This is a genomic window from Rossellomorea sp. ABR4_012, from assembly GCF_056159545.1.
The window spans coordinates 968,330-983,335 of the sequence record NZ_JBSWVK010000001.1 but is presented as its reverse complement, the minus strand read 5'-3'; the positions used below and the strand labels follow the sequence as shown (position 1 = coordinate 983,335).

The window sequence follows — 15,006 nt, the reverse complement described above, 5'->3', positions numbered from 1 at the left end:
TTTTATTCTTTTTTAAACGGGATGAGCACTTCCCCATTTCTCCCTTGTTTCAGTAACAGGTGGAGGATGGTTTTTGATAGTTCACTTGGATGATAGGGTTTCACGAGATAGTCGACTGCGCCGAGTGTGATTCCCTTTTCTTTTTCATCAAGTGCGGATGAAATGATGATTGGAATGTCGCACAACTCTTCATTTGCCTTAAGGGCTTCGAGAACATCCCATCCTGTCATGCTTCCTTCCAGCATGATATCCAGGACGACCGCATTTGGCTTGTGCTTATTGATTTTTTCAATCGCACTTTCCCCGGTTTTGGCGTGCTGCACTTGGAATCCGCTGCCTGAAAGTTCTGTGGTCAGTAAAGAAGCCAGGTTGATATCATCTTCTATGACAGTGATCGTCATTCCGTCCCCGCTGCTCTCTTCTTCCTTAAAGGTTTGCAGGGTCACCATCGGCAGGCTGATGGTGAATGTGCTTCCTTTCCCAATTTCAGAGGCTACTCTGATACTGCCGTCATGGTTTTCGATAATTTCCTTCACGATCGTCAGGCCTAATCCTGTTCCACCTATTCTTCTGCGGTCTGAATTATCGACCCGATAGAACTTTGTGAACAATTTCGGGAATGCATCGTCCGGGATTCCCAGGCCTTCATCGATGATATTGATGAACACCTTATCTTGTTTTTCATAAACCCGTGCGGTGATATTCCCTCCATCAGGAGAATACTTGATGGCGTTGCTGATCAGGTTCGTAAAGGCTTGAGATAATTTATCTTTATCGCCAAGTACCATCGTACAATCCGTTTCTTTCTCAATGGTGAATGTATGATCCGGTGCATTGACTTTCTGGGTACTGATGACATTTTGTATGATTGGGATGATATCTTCGTACCGTTTATCAAAGGTCTGCCTGCCGGATTCCATTCTCTGGACATCTAGAAAATCATTGATAAGAGACGTCAATCGTTTCGCTTCCTGATAGATCGTTGTCAGATACTTCTTCGTTCTTTCTGGCTTTAAGTCTTTGGTCAGCATTAATTCAGTGAAGCCGAGGACACTCGACAGCGGGGTGCGAAGTTCATGGCTGACGGTTGAGACGAATTCCGATTTCATCTGATCCACTTCGAATTCTTTTGTGATATCCCTGTGAACGAAGATGGTCCCTACTTTCTCATCCCCGCGATATAGGGATTCCGAGTATACCTGATAGACCGTCCGGCCATCCTCAAGGTGGTACGTATGAAGATGCCTGCCGGCTTTTCCTGCTTCGATGACCATTTCATAATATTTGTTGAGTCCTTTTTTATTTTCTACCTGACTCAGAAGGGCCTGCTTCCACTCCTCATAATGAGCCTGCTGAAGAGTGCATAGTTCGCCTTTAATGATTTTCGATAATTTCGTGTTCATCAACAGGCTGTTTCCTATGTTATCAACGAGCTGAATCCCTTCCTGGATATTATTCAGGATGTCCTGATTCATATGGCGGTCTTTTTCCGATTCTTCGAAAAGGTGAATCTTTTGCAGGGAAATCGAAATTTGTTTGCTTAGGCTTCTATACTCTTCGATCTCTTCTGGGCTGAAATCTTGTCCAAAGCGGCTGAAGACCATGATGGCTTCCACTTCTTTTTCCAACGATAGGACGGGGATAAAGAGATCATAGGAATATGAAATCTCTTCATGATAGCCCTTTTCTGAATCCACCAATTCACGCTTAATGGAGAAAGGTTCCTTTTGTTCAAACAGACGCTGGTGTAAACCATTGTACATATAGCCCAGGAATTGATTCGCGCCCTTCTCAGAAATCCCAAAGGCAGCATGGGACTTATGCTCATCCAACAGGACAATCATGCCCCGGGATGCGCCCAGGACTCCGCACATCGTTTGTACGATACTGTCCAGTACTTCCTGTTTATTGAGGGAATGTGAAATCCCATTGATGAAATCATTGCGCCGCTCCAGCTGTTCCTCACGGATATTGGCATCATTGAGTAAATGTTCAAGCTTGGATTGCTGTGACTCAAGCTCATCCTGCTGGGCAACCAGCTCTTCATTATGAGCAAGCAAATCCTCTTCCTTCAACTGGATTCTATGGATCATTTTTTCAAACGCGCGTGACACCTTCCCGATCTCATCTTTGCGATTGTTTTCAAAGGACCAGCGCCGGTACGATTCGTCTTCTGCAATTCTCTCAGCTGCAGTTGCCACTTGAGTGAGGGGTGATCCAATCTGCTTGGCAAGGATCCTCATGATCCTCATCAATACCAGGAGCATCAGGAAGATGAAGAGAACGAATGCACCTTGGCTGATGGATTCCTTTGTCTGAACTTCTTGATATGCTTCATCGCTCTGTTGTTCAATCTGAGTGACATATCTGTTCAACTGATTCTGGAAGGTATCGATGGAAGCAGTCGCCCCGTCAGCCGAAGCCTTCATGACAGCTTCTATATCGCCGTTTTCATAATTGAATATCGCATTTGCGACAACTTGCTGAAAATAGTAAGAAGAGAATTCTTCTACATCTTTTGTAAATTTTTGATCCTCGGGTTCTGTCGCAATCGTCCTTAATTTTTCAATAGCATTCTCCACTTCTATTTCCTGACGATAAATGCTCTCTTTAAATTCAACTCTGCCGAATGCGATATAACCGCGTGCGTCAAAGAAAGCCTGATTAAACTCCTTATTGAGACGTTCTGCTACCCCTTCTTTTTCATCAAGCTTACTTCTTAGTTCCTGATATTCACTCGTAATGTACTGATCGTATAAGAATAAACACGCAGCACCGGCCAGAAAGATCAGTATGAAACTGCTCATTACACCGATGAACTGATTCCGCAGACTCGTTTGGAAGAACTCCCTAATTCTCTTCATTCAAAATGCCCTCGATTCGCTGTACTAACTCCATCGGGCTGTAAGGTTTTGCAATGAAATAATCGGCACCGGACTGCATGACTCGTTCCTTATCCGCTTGCTGGCTTTTTGCCGATACCATCATGATTTTCACGTCTTTTTTCTCCGGGATGCTCCGTACTTTTTCAATGACTTCAAGGCCTGTATATAAAGGCATCATATAGTCGAGAAGGATCAGGTCATAGTCATTTTCCATGATGCTTGTGATGGCTTCCTGGCCATCCGATGCTTCATCAAGCTCATGACCTTCATCCTCCAGCGTATCTACCACAAGCATCCTCAATACTTCTTCATCCTCGGCAATTAAGATCTTCGCCATGGTTAGTCCTCTCCTTTTTCAAAAGCCTTCTTCATTTCGTAATATGACTGTTTTAACCTCTCATGAAATGCAGGCTGATTCCAGGTTCCCCAGGAGTAATGATAAAATCCAGCCGGATCCATGTTGTTTGCTTTTCGTTCCGGATAAGAAAATGTTTGATTTCCATTCGTTTCGTACAGTCCGATTTTTATGCCGTCGATCGTCCTGCTTGAATCCAGCCCGTTATTCCAGACATCCCCCATCGCCTCTCTCTGGCTTGGATCCTTGATATTCAAGAGCTGCCAAGGAATCCGGATTTCATAGCTGTCTTTTGTCGGGCTGACACTGATATCTGTGAGAGAATCATATTCAGGATCATCCGGATGTGCATTCCCAAATGTCAATGTACCAGTTTCGTAGGATTCAAACGGGAGCACCTTCCCGTCTATGTTCAATTCTTTATTCAACGTCAGCCTGATCGGGTGATAGTTTCCGTTATCCTTCTTGTTCGCATACTCCTCGCGTGGAATCATGTCGAGGACTTCGCCGTAATGATAATGAAACGTATCATAATAACTATCTACTAATAGACGGGCCTCTTCCTCCCCTTGAATGTGAAGGGCAAAGTCCACGCCCGATGTTTTCACATCAGACACCCCCGGGAGTGAAGACTGTCCTTGAGCACCCACCGTATCAAATAAAAGATAGGTGTCTTTTCCTTCAGTGACCTCATCGGTATCCACCCTCACATACAAGTAACGCTCATCACTTGTGACATACATGGAATGGCTGTCATCCGTAAAGGCAGGTTCCACTCCGTTCAACTGCCAATCTCCATTGCGTCCGTCCACATGGATCATCGATGTTTCATCTGGACCGGGGTCAAAACTCAAGAGCCCGAACTGCTGCTCATTCGTCTGGGCATTGGACCAGTAGGGGCGTCTGTCAGGGTTATCATAATCCATCGTGTTCCACGTTCGTTTGAACCACTCATCCTGCCAGGCAAAGACGAGTCCGCCCGCTGCTCCTTCTTCCACAATATCCTCGAATAAGCGGCGGTTGATCTCTCCTTGCTCTTTTTCTGAATGGTGTCCCTGATCCCACCCATACACGTTTCGATGGGTAAGGCCGCGTGAGCCCGGGACACCGAATTCCGCCACCAGCAGCGGCATGGAATGAGCCTTTTTCATATCATTCAGATAACCGGCATAGTTGTTCTTCTCGCCGCGGTGATCGACATAGTTGACGTACTCAGGCTCATAGTTCAGGAAATCCGGATAGTATGGATAGATATGATAAGAGGCAAATAAGCCTGTGTGCAAATTGCCTGTCCCCTTCATTACATTCGGGTCAACCGATACCATGTCTTCTTTTTCAGATGGTTCGCTTGGATGATGGAGCAGGTCTGTCGTCACCCAGTTCGTGAAACTGACCGGGCGCTGCCACTTGTACTTCTCCGTTTCATAAGCGATCCCTTCATTCATCACTTCTGCGAGCCAAATCTCGAACGGCTCTGCACTTTCCGTAGATAAGTAATCGCCCTGGAAGTCTTCCATGCCCTCATGTTTCTCGTTTGTAGACAGAACGACTTCAGGATCCCACTCCACTCCGAAGATCCAGCCGAGTACATACGGAGAAATATCATAGTTATAAGCACCAGATGCGTGGCCTTTTCTTTCAGGAAGCTCTGCTTTTCCGTGAATAAGGTCGATTGTACGCTTTATTTCGGTGCGGAATTCCTCTGTATTCTCACTGGCGAAGGCATCTTTTGTCTCTAAAAAGATTTCTTCATTCACCCACACACCATGGAATAGATAAAGGGGCTCTTCCGCCATTCGATTATATTCGTAGAATGCTTCATAAAATGCCGGGGGATGAATCGTATAGATACGCAAAGCATTTGCGTTCATGGCGCCTATCTGCTTGAACCACCTTAAGTATTCCTCTTTGGTTATGGCTGTTTCACCCGGGAATGAACCGGGCTTTGCAATCCCCATATTGACTCCCTTTATAAGCAGGTCTTCCCAATTACCATTCTTATTGATTTGAATATAGTCAGATCCGGCTTTACCGGCCATCTTTACATCATTTTCCGATCTGATTTCAATGTTTTCCGGAGGTTCATGATCTTTTTCTGTATGAATCCGGTCCAGGATGCTTGTCATCATCGGGACATACGCTTTCCAGTAGAAGGCAGATGAGTTGTCCGGGCTCGAAGCTTCCGTCCATTTTCTCCATTTTGAAAAGCCTGTCGTCTGGTAGAGATTCGGAACGTCCGGATGGTCTGCATAATCCCCGCTGAAATAATAGGTTTCATACACCTGGTTATCTCCGTGAACAACTGCCGGGAACGTTTCCGGAAGATTAAGAGCTTTTAAGGTTTCCTTCCCGCTTTTTGAAAGAGATAATGTGTAGTTGGCCAGCACGTCTTCCTCATTGATAGGTTCGACGATATCAAACCAATAGGAGTATGGAACATTCATTTTTTCACCAAACTGTTTTTCTCCTTCAGAAGTCGTGGAAAAGACAACGCCTTCTTTTCCAATGGCATTCTTGTCAAGGATGACCAGCCTGTCGTTTTTATCCACCAAAACATATCCAGGTCCTGTAAAGGTAAAGGGTTTCCCGTATTGATTCTCATAGTTTTCTTGAACCCATGCAGGGACTTCACTGCTTCTAAGATCAGGGAAGTACCGCCCGATCCAGCCTGACCACTCTAAGTTAAATAGGGAATAAAAGGATTGACGGGTTTCTTCCGTCGTCGGATGCGCCATTGAGTTAAATTCAGCAATGAGAGTTTTACCATCTTTCATTGCCATTTCCCTTAAAGCATCCATATCTTCATTGGTCAATCCGCCGTACACTTTCGAAGAGCGCTTCCCGGAAGTATTCTCATTGTCTAGGTCTTCTTTATATACACCATACGTATCCGCTACATAGACAGCATCGTAGCTTTTTAGCGAAGACGGAAAGTCTTTCGTATTTGTATGTTCCTCTGCATCAGGGACGAATCCGATATAATCTTCATTCAGCTCATATGGCTTGCCGTCTGATTTAGTGAATTTCTGCTGATTCAGCAGCCAAACCAATCCCTTATGTTCACGGTACGTCGTGTCAGGTACGGTCTTATCAATGATCAGGACATCAAGCTTCCGATTGTCCTTCAACTGCCAGAGCCAGAATGGAGACGAAATAACGAGTACAATTCCTACAATGAATAAGAGGAATCCGTATAATTTGAGCTTTGTCATTTTGATACTCCTTTTCTGGCCATTTCTCCCCAGCCTGTCTTTCTCCGCAGTACGTCAAGGATCCCTTCACAGCGCCACAATACCGTCAATGGACGATACCAGAGCGTTTCTGTCAGGGAATAGAAAAATAAGCGGATGATATCCGCCGCCTTTGGATACTTCCGGATGGTCCACTCCTCAAGGAGCACGGAAGCCATTGAAAGGATGGAACCATAGATGACAGACAGCAAGAATAATAGAATGGCGAATTCGAGGTACACTCCCCCCATGAATAAAGAAAGGATCATCACCAAATACCCCATCAACTCGACCACGGGGCCTAAGAATTCAATAATGAGAAAGTAGGGGATCGAGACCATTCCGATGGACCCGTATTTCGGGTTGAATATCAGCCTGCGGTGAATCCATAGACTTTCAAAGAGTCCCCTGTGCCACCTTCTACGCTGACGGCGTAAATACTTTAATGATTCCGGTGCTTCCGTCCAGCTGACAGGGTCCGGGACATAAACGATTTTCTTATTTGCTTCCTGCTCTTTTACATAGCGGTGCAGCCGGACTACGAGTTCCATATCTTCACCGACTGTATGCGAATATCCCCCGGCTTCCACGACCCAGCGCTTTGAGAAAACGCCGAACGCCCCAGAAACGATGAGGAGGAGGTTATGTCGGCTCAAGCCGATTCTGCCCATCAGGAATGCCCTCAAATACTCGATCACCTGCATCACAACGATGGGTGACCGCGACAACCCGACTTTCACGATTTCACCGCTTTCTATTTCACAGCCATTCGCAATGCGGATACTCCCTCCTGAAGCTATGACCTCGCCGTCCGATTCGACAATCGGCTTCATCACTTTTAAGAAAGCTGTACGTTCAAGGACGGAATCACCATCAATCGAGCAGAAAAAAGGATAGTTGGACACATTGATGCCGGCATTCAAGGCATCGGCCTTCCCTCCATTTTCCTTATCGACGACTAGCAGGTTCTTGTAAATCTTTGATTGATACACAGCCTTTACCTGTTTCGTTTTCAACTGCTGGCGGATGACCCACTTTATCTTTACGAGTTGAAAAGAATCGATGAGCTTCTCGAGAGAGTCATCCGTCGAACCATCGTTGATGATGATGATTTCATATTCCGGGTATTCAATACTGAGCAAAGACCGGACAGTAGCCATGATCCCGACCGATTCATTGTAAGCGGGCACCAGGATGGATACAGGCTTGGTCTGGTGTAAATGAAGCAGCTCCTCATAGGGCTCCCGTTCATCCAATTGATACGTCTTCCTCAACTGAACGAAAGAGATCAGCAGTAAAATAGAATAAAAGGAAATGACGAGGATCATATAGACCAGGACAACCCATCCGATGGCCATCAGGAATGTTCCCCATTGTGCTGTTATATCCATCATACCGACCCTCTTTCCAGCCATTGTTCCGCCATATTGCTTGCGTACATATCCTCCTTGGAGGCAGCAATCTGTTTTAATACCTCTTTACCTGTCTCCAGCCTTAATAAGCTTTTGGCCGCTTGAGAACGAACATAAAAGGATGAATCGCTCATAAGGTCCTCAAGATACTGGAGGAGTTCAGGGCTCCTGATGTATTCGCATGCTTTAATGGCCATCAGGCGCTCCTGCCAGGACGATGAAAGAAGGTGTTTCGTCAATTTGGATGGCGCAAGGAAATACTCCATTTCAACGATTGCTTTCAATGCACGGATACGGATTTCCACCGATTGATCGTCGAGGAGCTTTTCAAGGAACTGGCTGTCAGTCTGCCTGCTCCTGAGCCCGATGGAATCAACCAGGGCATACCTTATCTCCTGGGGCAATTCATCAAACATTCGTATGAATCGATCGAGCTGTTTACCGTTAAATGATTTAAACAGCAGACTATAATCAAATTCTGTTAACGGATGTTTAGTAGTGGTCATTTTTCCAGCGATTTTTGCATCGTCGTTTAGAATATATATCTTCAGGAGCTGTACCTCTTCACTCTTCGTTAATTTCTTTGAAGCATACAATTTATCAAGATGCTCAAACATATTGTTCATGTCGAATTCCTGAATCCAATAAAGGGCATTCATCCGCATGCTCCAGCGCCGATGAGTCAATCGTGATCGAATATACGACTCGAACCGGGTTTCAGCAAACTTCCTGATACGTTCATGAATCGTGTCACCGTCAAGTACCTTGGCAAAGCCTGCCGTCAATTCAATGAATGCTTTTATTTCGAGCGGTGAATGGAAATCGAGTGCCTTTTCATCCGCTTCATCTTTAAAATACTGGAAAAGGGGAAGCTGGTAGTCTTCCTTATACTTCTCCACCTTGGCCCGCCTGTCATTTTCAATTAATTTCGTTATGACTAAATAACTGAACAACAAAAATAGTATGAGCAGTAAGCTGACAAGCGCCACAGAGAAATAAAAAATCTCATTTTCAAACACGTTCTTACCTCATCCTCTTCAAAATTTGACCTAAGCGCGCTTCAAGCTCAAGCAGTTTAAATGGCTTTGTCATGTAATCATCCGCTCCCAACTGAAGAGATCTTGAAATGTCTTTTTCGCTGCTGCGCGACGTCAGCATCAGGACCTTATAACGGTCTGACTCTTCCTGATTACGGAGCCTCTCAAGAACTTCTAGTCCATCCATCTTCGGCATCACACCATCCAGTATCACCAGACAAAGAGATTCCCGGTGCCACTCCGATTCCAGAAAAACCGCACCATCTTTAAAGCTTTTGATATCATACTTAACATTCTGCTCTGCCGGCAGCTTTGAAACAATATCCCTCATCACCGTCCGGATAATCGGATCGTCATCCACGATGGCAACCTTAATGGTCTTGTTATGTTGTATATCGGTTGATTTCGAGTCGATTTCCACCTTGTTCCTTCCGTTTTCTTTTGCCTCATAAAGGGCTTGATCGGCTAACCTTATCCACTCATCCATTGGCTTGGACGGATCAGTAATTTCAGAGATTCCGGCAGAAAACGTGCAAGTGAAAGGGTCAATATCATTAAAAATGAGCTTGCTGAATTCCTTACGGCAGCGATCAAGGAAGGTATATGCATCTTGAACAGGGGTGCTCAGGCATATGACGACAAACTCCTCGCCTCCATATCGAACCACTACGTCCTGTCCCCTTGTATTCTTCTTTAAAAATGAAGCAAATTCCGCCAATACTTTGTCTCCTGCAAGATGACCATATTGATCATTCACCTTTTTGAAATGATCGATATCAATCACGGCAATGGAAGAAGGTTCTTTTCTCCGGTTCCAGATGCTCTTGACCTGGTCATATGCTTGAGCCAGGTATTTACGATTGTATACATGAGTCAATTCATCAAGTAATATGAGTTCTTCTATCTGCTTTTTCCGCTCGATCTGCCTCTTTACACGGACAACGAACTCGTCGAGATCAAAGGGCTTCTGGATGAAATCATCCGCTCCTAATTCGTAACACTTCATTCTCGTTTCTTTCCGGTCATCGCCACTGACCATGACAGTGGGGATGAACTGCTGCTTCAGCTTTTGCTTGAAGAAATCAAGTACTTCAAAACCATTCGCCTCATCCATATGAATATCGATGATGGCGCAATCCGGCCTGACATCATAATAAGACATCACGGCCTTTTTAGGGTTAGCGATCGGTACGACATACCACCCGATATTTTCAAGCTCCTCTTTCATGTACATGAGGAAGGACGTATCATCGTCGATGACAAGCACGACAGGCTCCTCTCCCTGTCTGTCCTGCTTGCCTTTAAAATCAGAGACCGTCCCTTCCTCTAATCGATAATACGCTTCAATGATGTCAAAAAGCATGGTTCTCAGTTCAGGAATCGTCAACAATCGGTCATCCTTTTCATCCATCGTGTCCATCAATTGTCTGGCAAGGTTTCCGATGTGATCCAGACCAAGGGTTGAAGCAGATCCTGCCAGGGAGTGGACAAACCGATAAACGTCCTTATGCGGGACTTCCGGTTTCGATTCCCACTCCTCTAATTTCTTTCGAAAGTTATTTAAAAAATGTTTTTGGTATTTTTCCATATATCATCTTCTGCCTTTTTATTGGAATTCTTTCGGGGTAATTCTCTTTTCTTAGCTTTATCTGAGCCAATTTGTACTATTATACTGCTGGCTTTGAAAGTTTAATAGTTTTTTTGAATGTTTCTTGCTTGGTATTAAACTTATCAAAATTTGACTGTTTTCAGCAGATGGAAATATCCCCTGAAAATATAAATGTAACAAAAAATACCATACATATCCATGATCATTTCCAACTAAAAATTACAGTTTAATGAAAGGGTGGAATCCATACATCTGGATGTTGATGGACTATACGAGCGGAAAGCAAGGATGCATATGTCAACAAGCCGAAAAAAGCCAGCAGCCCCTTTGGGCTGCTGGCTTTTAAAATGTGAAGTTGACCTTATCCTTCTTTTCCTACAAACTTTTCCAAGGCAGCGATCGCTTCTTCTTCGTCACTGCCGTCTGCTGCCAGGGTAATCTCGGAACCTGTGCTGATCGCAAGGCTCATGAGACCCATGATGCTTTTGGCATTAACTTTTTTTCCGCCTTTTTCTAAAAAGATTTCGGATGAGAAGCGGTTTGCCTCCTGGACGAATAGTGCTGCAGGACGCGCTTGAAGACCTGTTTTCAATTTCACTTCCACTTGTTTTTCTACCATTGTCATTTCTCCCCTTTGCTTCTGATTATTTGCTTAGTTTCTCTCCCGCTCTGATTTTCTCGGCTATTTGATCGATTTTCCGTAAGCGGTGATTGATTCCCGATTTACTTATGGTACCGCCTGAAACCATTTCCCCCAGTTCTTTCAACGTGACGTCTTGATAGGTCACTCTCAGTTCTGCAATTTCACGTAATTTATCAGGAAGCACTCCCAGGCCGACATGCTTTTCGATGAACTTGATGTTCTCTACCTGTCTTAATGCCGCCCCGATGGTTTTATTCAAGTTGGCCGTCTCACAGTTGACAAGACGGTTCACAGAGTTACGCATATCCCTTACAATCCGGACATCCTCAAATCGAAGGAGAGAATTATGGGCTCCCACGATATTGAGGAACTCGGTAATTTTCTCTGCCTCTTTCAGATACGTAATGAACCCTTTTTTTCGTTCGAGGGTCTTGCTGTTTAAACCAAATGTGTTCATCAGCTCCGACAACGCTTCGTTGTGTTCGGCATAAAGGGAGAAAATCTCGAGATGGTAGGAAGATGTTTCCGGGTTGTTCACGGATCCCCCTGCCAGAAATGCTCCTCTTAAATAGGATCGTCTGCAGCACTTCTTTTTTATCAGATCATCTGAAATATTATGAATAAACGTGAATCCCTCACCAAGGATTTTCAAGTCCTCGAGGATTTTTTTCGTATCTTCTTTAATCCGCACGATGTAGACATTGTTTTTCTTCAGGCGCATTTTCTTCCGCACTAAAAGTTCTACAGGGGTGTCGTATCCCTTTTTTATCAATGTATAAATCCTTCTGGCAATCGCGGCGTTTTCCGTTTGAATATTGACGACCAGCATCTGGTTCGAGAAGGAAAGCGAGCCGTTCATTCTAATGAGAGCTGATAATTCAGCATTGGCACAGCAATCCTTGACTTCGATATTGGTTAGTTCTTTTTTTGTCTCTGACGCAAACGACAACCCCATCACCTCCTAGCAAACGCTTGCACAAGCTTATACAACAGAAATTCTTTTCTGTCATTTATTGGATTCCATATAGGAATGAATGATCTTCGCTACTTTTTCCGTATTGTGACGTACCAGTCCATTATTATATGAAAGAATATCATGGGCAAGAACCTCGATCCCCATGGAATTCAAACGATCGATATCAAAATGTACCGGACTCGCCTGTTCTTTATCATAACGGGCCTGCACTTCAACCGGCACCTGCTTGTTATTGACCAGGATCGCATCGATGCATGAAGGGTCCATATGTTTCGATATGGCGTCTACATGATCGCTTGCCGTGTACCCGAGGGTTTCACCCATTTGAGTCATGATATTGCAGATATAAAGCTTCTTGGCCCCCGACTGGCAGACCGCTTCACCGATCCCAGGTACGAGGAGATTCGGTATAATGCTTGTATAAAGACTTCCAGGTCCCATGACAATCAGATCCGCATCTTTGATTACCCTCAGCGTTTCTGCGAGGGGCTTGATGTTGTCAGGCTTTAAAAAGACTCTCTTGATCTTCTTTCCAGCCTTCGGAATGGTCGATTCCCCCGTTACGATCGTACCGTCTTCCATCTCGGCATTCAAAATGACGCTCTGATTGGCAGAAGGCAGGACCTTTCCTTTCACGTTCAGGACCCGGCTCATTTCCTGGATGGCGTGGACAAAATCACCCGTAATCGAAGCAAGGGCGGCTATGATCAGGTTGCCTAACGCATGCCCCGACAGCTCGTTCTCTGTTTCGAAACGGTGCTGAAACATCTGCTCCACAAGGGGTTCCACCTCTGATAGTGCGGCCAGCACATTCCGGATGTCCCCCGGCGGCGGAATGTCCAGTGAATCCCTGAGCCGCCCTGAGCTTCCACCGTCATCCGCAACTGTCACGATCGCAGAGAGATCCAGCGGGTGGCGTTTCAGTCCGCGCAGGAGGACAGGAAGCCCTGTTCCCCCTCCGATGACGACAACTTTTGGCAGTGTGGTCATGGTGTCTGAACAGCCTTTCTCTTTTCGATATCACGATGAGAGATTTTAGTATGATAATCGTCTTCAAAGTGATGGCCGATATGTTCCGCCAACGCAACCGAGCGATGCTGTCCGCCTGTACAGCCGATGGCCACCACCAGCTGACTCTTCCCTTCACGCTTATAATGAGGAAGCATGAACGAAAGCAGATCCGTTACCTTATCGAGGAATTTATGGGTTTCATTCCACTTCAGGACATAGGTTGAAACCTCTTCATCAAGCCCTGTTTTCGGACGCATATGATCGATATAGTGAGGATTCGGCAGGAATCTCACATCGAATACAAGATCCGCATCGATCGGGATCCCGTGCTTGAATCCGAATGAAATGACATTCACCGTAAATATCGTTTTCTTGTTCACAGAGAACTCTGTAAGGATCTTCTCGCGCAGCTCTCTCGGCTTCATCGTTGAAGTTGTATAAATCAACTGAGCCCGGCCTTTCAATTCTTCGAGCAGCTCACGTTCCTGCTTGATCCCTTCAAGCGGAAGGCCAGATGGAGCAAGAGGATGCGAACGGCGCGTTTCCTTGTAGCGTCTGACAAGGGCAGAATCATCCGCATCCAGGTAGAGGATCTGCGGCGTCACCCAAGAAGTTTCCGCCAAATCGTCCAGCGCCTTGAATAGATGATCGAAGAATTCCCTTCCGCGGAGGTCCATGACCAGCGCGACCTTATTCATCTTATTACCGGACTCTTTCATCAGTTCAAGAAATTTAGGCAGAAGAGTCGGCGGCAAATTATCTACGCAGAAAAACCCTAAATCTTCAAAGCTTTGAATGGCGACGGTTTTACCGGCTCCGCTCATTCCTGTTATGATCACTAATTGTACGTCATTCGTAGCACCTGTACTCATACTCTTCCCCCGCTTTATTTTAAAATTTGTGTTTCGCTTCTGAATACCGCAGTTGATTTCCGTGCAAGACTTCGCTTACCGCGGGTAGCCCGTGAGCCTCCTCGTCACTGCGTTCCTGCGGGGTCTCACATTAGCTACTCTTCCCGCAGGAGTCTTCGTCTTGCACTCCAATCAACCTGCTAGAACAGTCCTAACATAATTGTATCTTCTATCAGCTCGGATCTAAGCGGTATGACAACAGCTTGAAATCCGGTGTATACGTAAATGTTCCGTAGATGGTTTTCTTTCCGTGCAATAGATAGTCAAGGATATGGTAATCCCCTTCAGCCATCGGCAGGTCCTTGATGTCTTCGAATTTATGCCATTTGATCTTTCCTTCTTCCGATTCCTGCAGGTTCACACCGTCAGCTTCCGTTGCAAAGAAGGAAAACATCATCCATTCGGAAACGACTTTTTCATCGTCTTTGATGATGAATGTGAATACACCTTTCAGATCGGGATTCTTCAGATAAATCCCTGTCTCTTCGCGGTACTCGCGTATGACCGCATCGCGAATCGATTCACCCGGCTCCATCTTGCCGCCCGGTGCCACCCACCAATTCCGGCGGGGTTTTTGGAGAAGGAGTACTTTGTCTCCATCCAGATATAAGCAATTTGTGACACGCTGCACTTCCTTCACCTCAAGTCTAGTTCATTAGGACATCGTTCCGTCCTTTCTCATTCCTTATATTATACTATGATTGCAGACAAGCCACAATGTCTCTGCATTCGATGTAAACATCTAAGATTCCCTGGAAGAATAAATCGGAGGCTCTTTTAAATAAAAATTGTCGATTTACCTTTACAAAGAAACTGACAAGCTTCCCTAAATTTCGAGTGGTACAGCCCTTTCTCCGTCACTATAACAGGAAAAAAGGCAAAAAAAATAGACACAGGCGATTCCTGTGTCGTCTACGGGATTTATTACTAAAAAGGG

At 45.2% G+C, this 15,006-nt stretch carries 11 protein-coding genes; all 11 read right to left on the bottom strand.

The genetic code is table 11. The features are described 5' to 3' along the window. Window positions 1–2: 2 nt before the first annotated feature. Complete coding sequence (locus ACXAFV_RS04820) at window positions 3–2,864, bottom strand: ATP-binding protein (RefSeq protein ID WP_475124822.1); 2,862 nt, start codon at window positions 2,862–2,864, stop codon at window positions 3–5. Continuing rightward, complete coding sequence (locus tag ACXAFV_RS04815) at window positions 2,851–3,222, bottom strand: response regulator transcription factor (RefSeq protein WP_475124820.1); 372 nt, start codon at window positions 3,220–3,222, stop codon at window positions 2,851–2,853. Before ACXAFV_RS04815 ends, ACXAFV_RS04820 begins: the two co-directional genes overlap by 14 nt. Window positions 3,223–3,224: 2 nt before the next feature. Continuing rightward, window positions 3,225–6,452: a hypothetical protein gene (locus ACXAFV_RS04810; RefSeq protein ID WP_475124818.1), complete on the bottom strand. Its 3,228-nt coding sequence runs from the start codon at window positions 6,450–6,452 to the stop codon at window positions 3,225–3,227. Continuing rightward, complete coding sequence (locus tag ACXAFV_RS04805; protein WP_475126066.1) at window positions 6,449–7,861, bottom strand: glycosyltransferase family 2 protein; 1,413 nt, start codon at window positions 7,859–7,861, stop codon at window positions 6,449–6,451. Before ACXAFV_RS04805 ends, ACXAFV_RS04810 begins: the two co-directional genes overlap by 4 nt. Further along, window positions 7,861–8,901: a HEAT repeat domain-containing protein gene (locus ACXAFV_RS04800; protein WP_475124816.1), complete on the bottom strand. Its 1,041-nt coding sequence runs from the start codon at window positions 8,899–8,901 to the stop codon at window positions 7,861–7,863. The genes ACXAFV_RS04805 and ACXAFV_RS04800 overlap by 1 nt, the downstream gene beginning before the upstream one ends. Window positions 8,902–8,905: 4 nt before the next feature. Beyond that, window positions 8,906–10,507, bottom strand: a complete 1,602-nt coding sequence (locus ACXAFV_RS04795; RefSeq protein ID WP_475124814.1) for a diguanylate cyclase — start codon at window positions 10,505–10,507, stop codon at window positions 8,906–8,908. A gap of 382 nt (window positions 10,508–10,889) precedes the next feature. Beyond that, window positions 10,890–11,147 carry an HPr family phosphocarrier protein gene (locus ACXAFV_RS04790; protein ID WP_475124812.1) on the bottom strand — a complete coding sequence of 86 codons (258 nt, stop codon included), beginning with the start codon at window positions 11,145–11,147 and terminating at the stop codon, window positions 10,890–10,892. A 25-nt stretch (window positions 11,148–11,172) separates the two neighbouring features. After that, window positions 11,173–12,120: a DNA-binding protein WhiA gene (gene whiA, locus ACXAFV_RS04785; RefSeq protein ID WP_475124810.1), complete on the bottom strand. Its 948-nt coding sequence runs from the start codon at window positions 12,118–12,120 to the stop codon at window positions 11,173–11,175. 57 nt (window positions 12,121–12,177) lie between these two features. Then, on the bottom strand, window positions 12,178–13,137 hold the full coding sequence (locus ACXAFV_RS04780) for a gluconeogenesis factor YvcK family protein (RefSeq protein ID WP_475124809.1): 960 nt from the start codon (window positions 13,135–13,137) through the stop codon (window positions 12,178–12,180). Beyond that, window positions 13,134–14,030 (bottom strand): RNase adapter RapZ, encoded by an 897-nt coding sequence (gene rapZ / locus ACXAFV_RS04775; protein ID WP_475124807.1) that lies wholly within the window; start codon window positions 14,028–14,030, stop codon window positions 13,134–13,136. The genes ACXAFV_RS04780 and rapZ overlap by 4 nt, the downstream gene beginning before the upstream one ends. Window positions 14,031–14,241: 211 nt before the next feature. After that, window positions 14,242–14,700, bottom strand: coding sequence for an NUDIX domain-containing protein (locus ACXAFV_RS04770; RefSeq protein ID WP_475124806.1), 459 nt, complete (start codon window positions 14,698–14,700; stop codon window positions 14,242–14,244). Window positions 14,701–15,006: the final 306 nt, after the last annotated feature.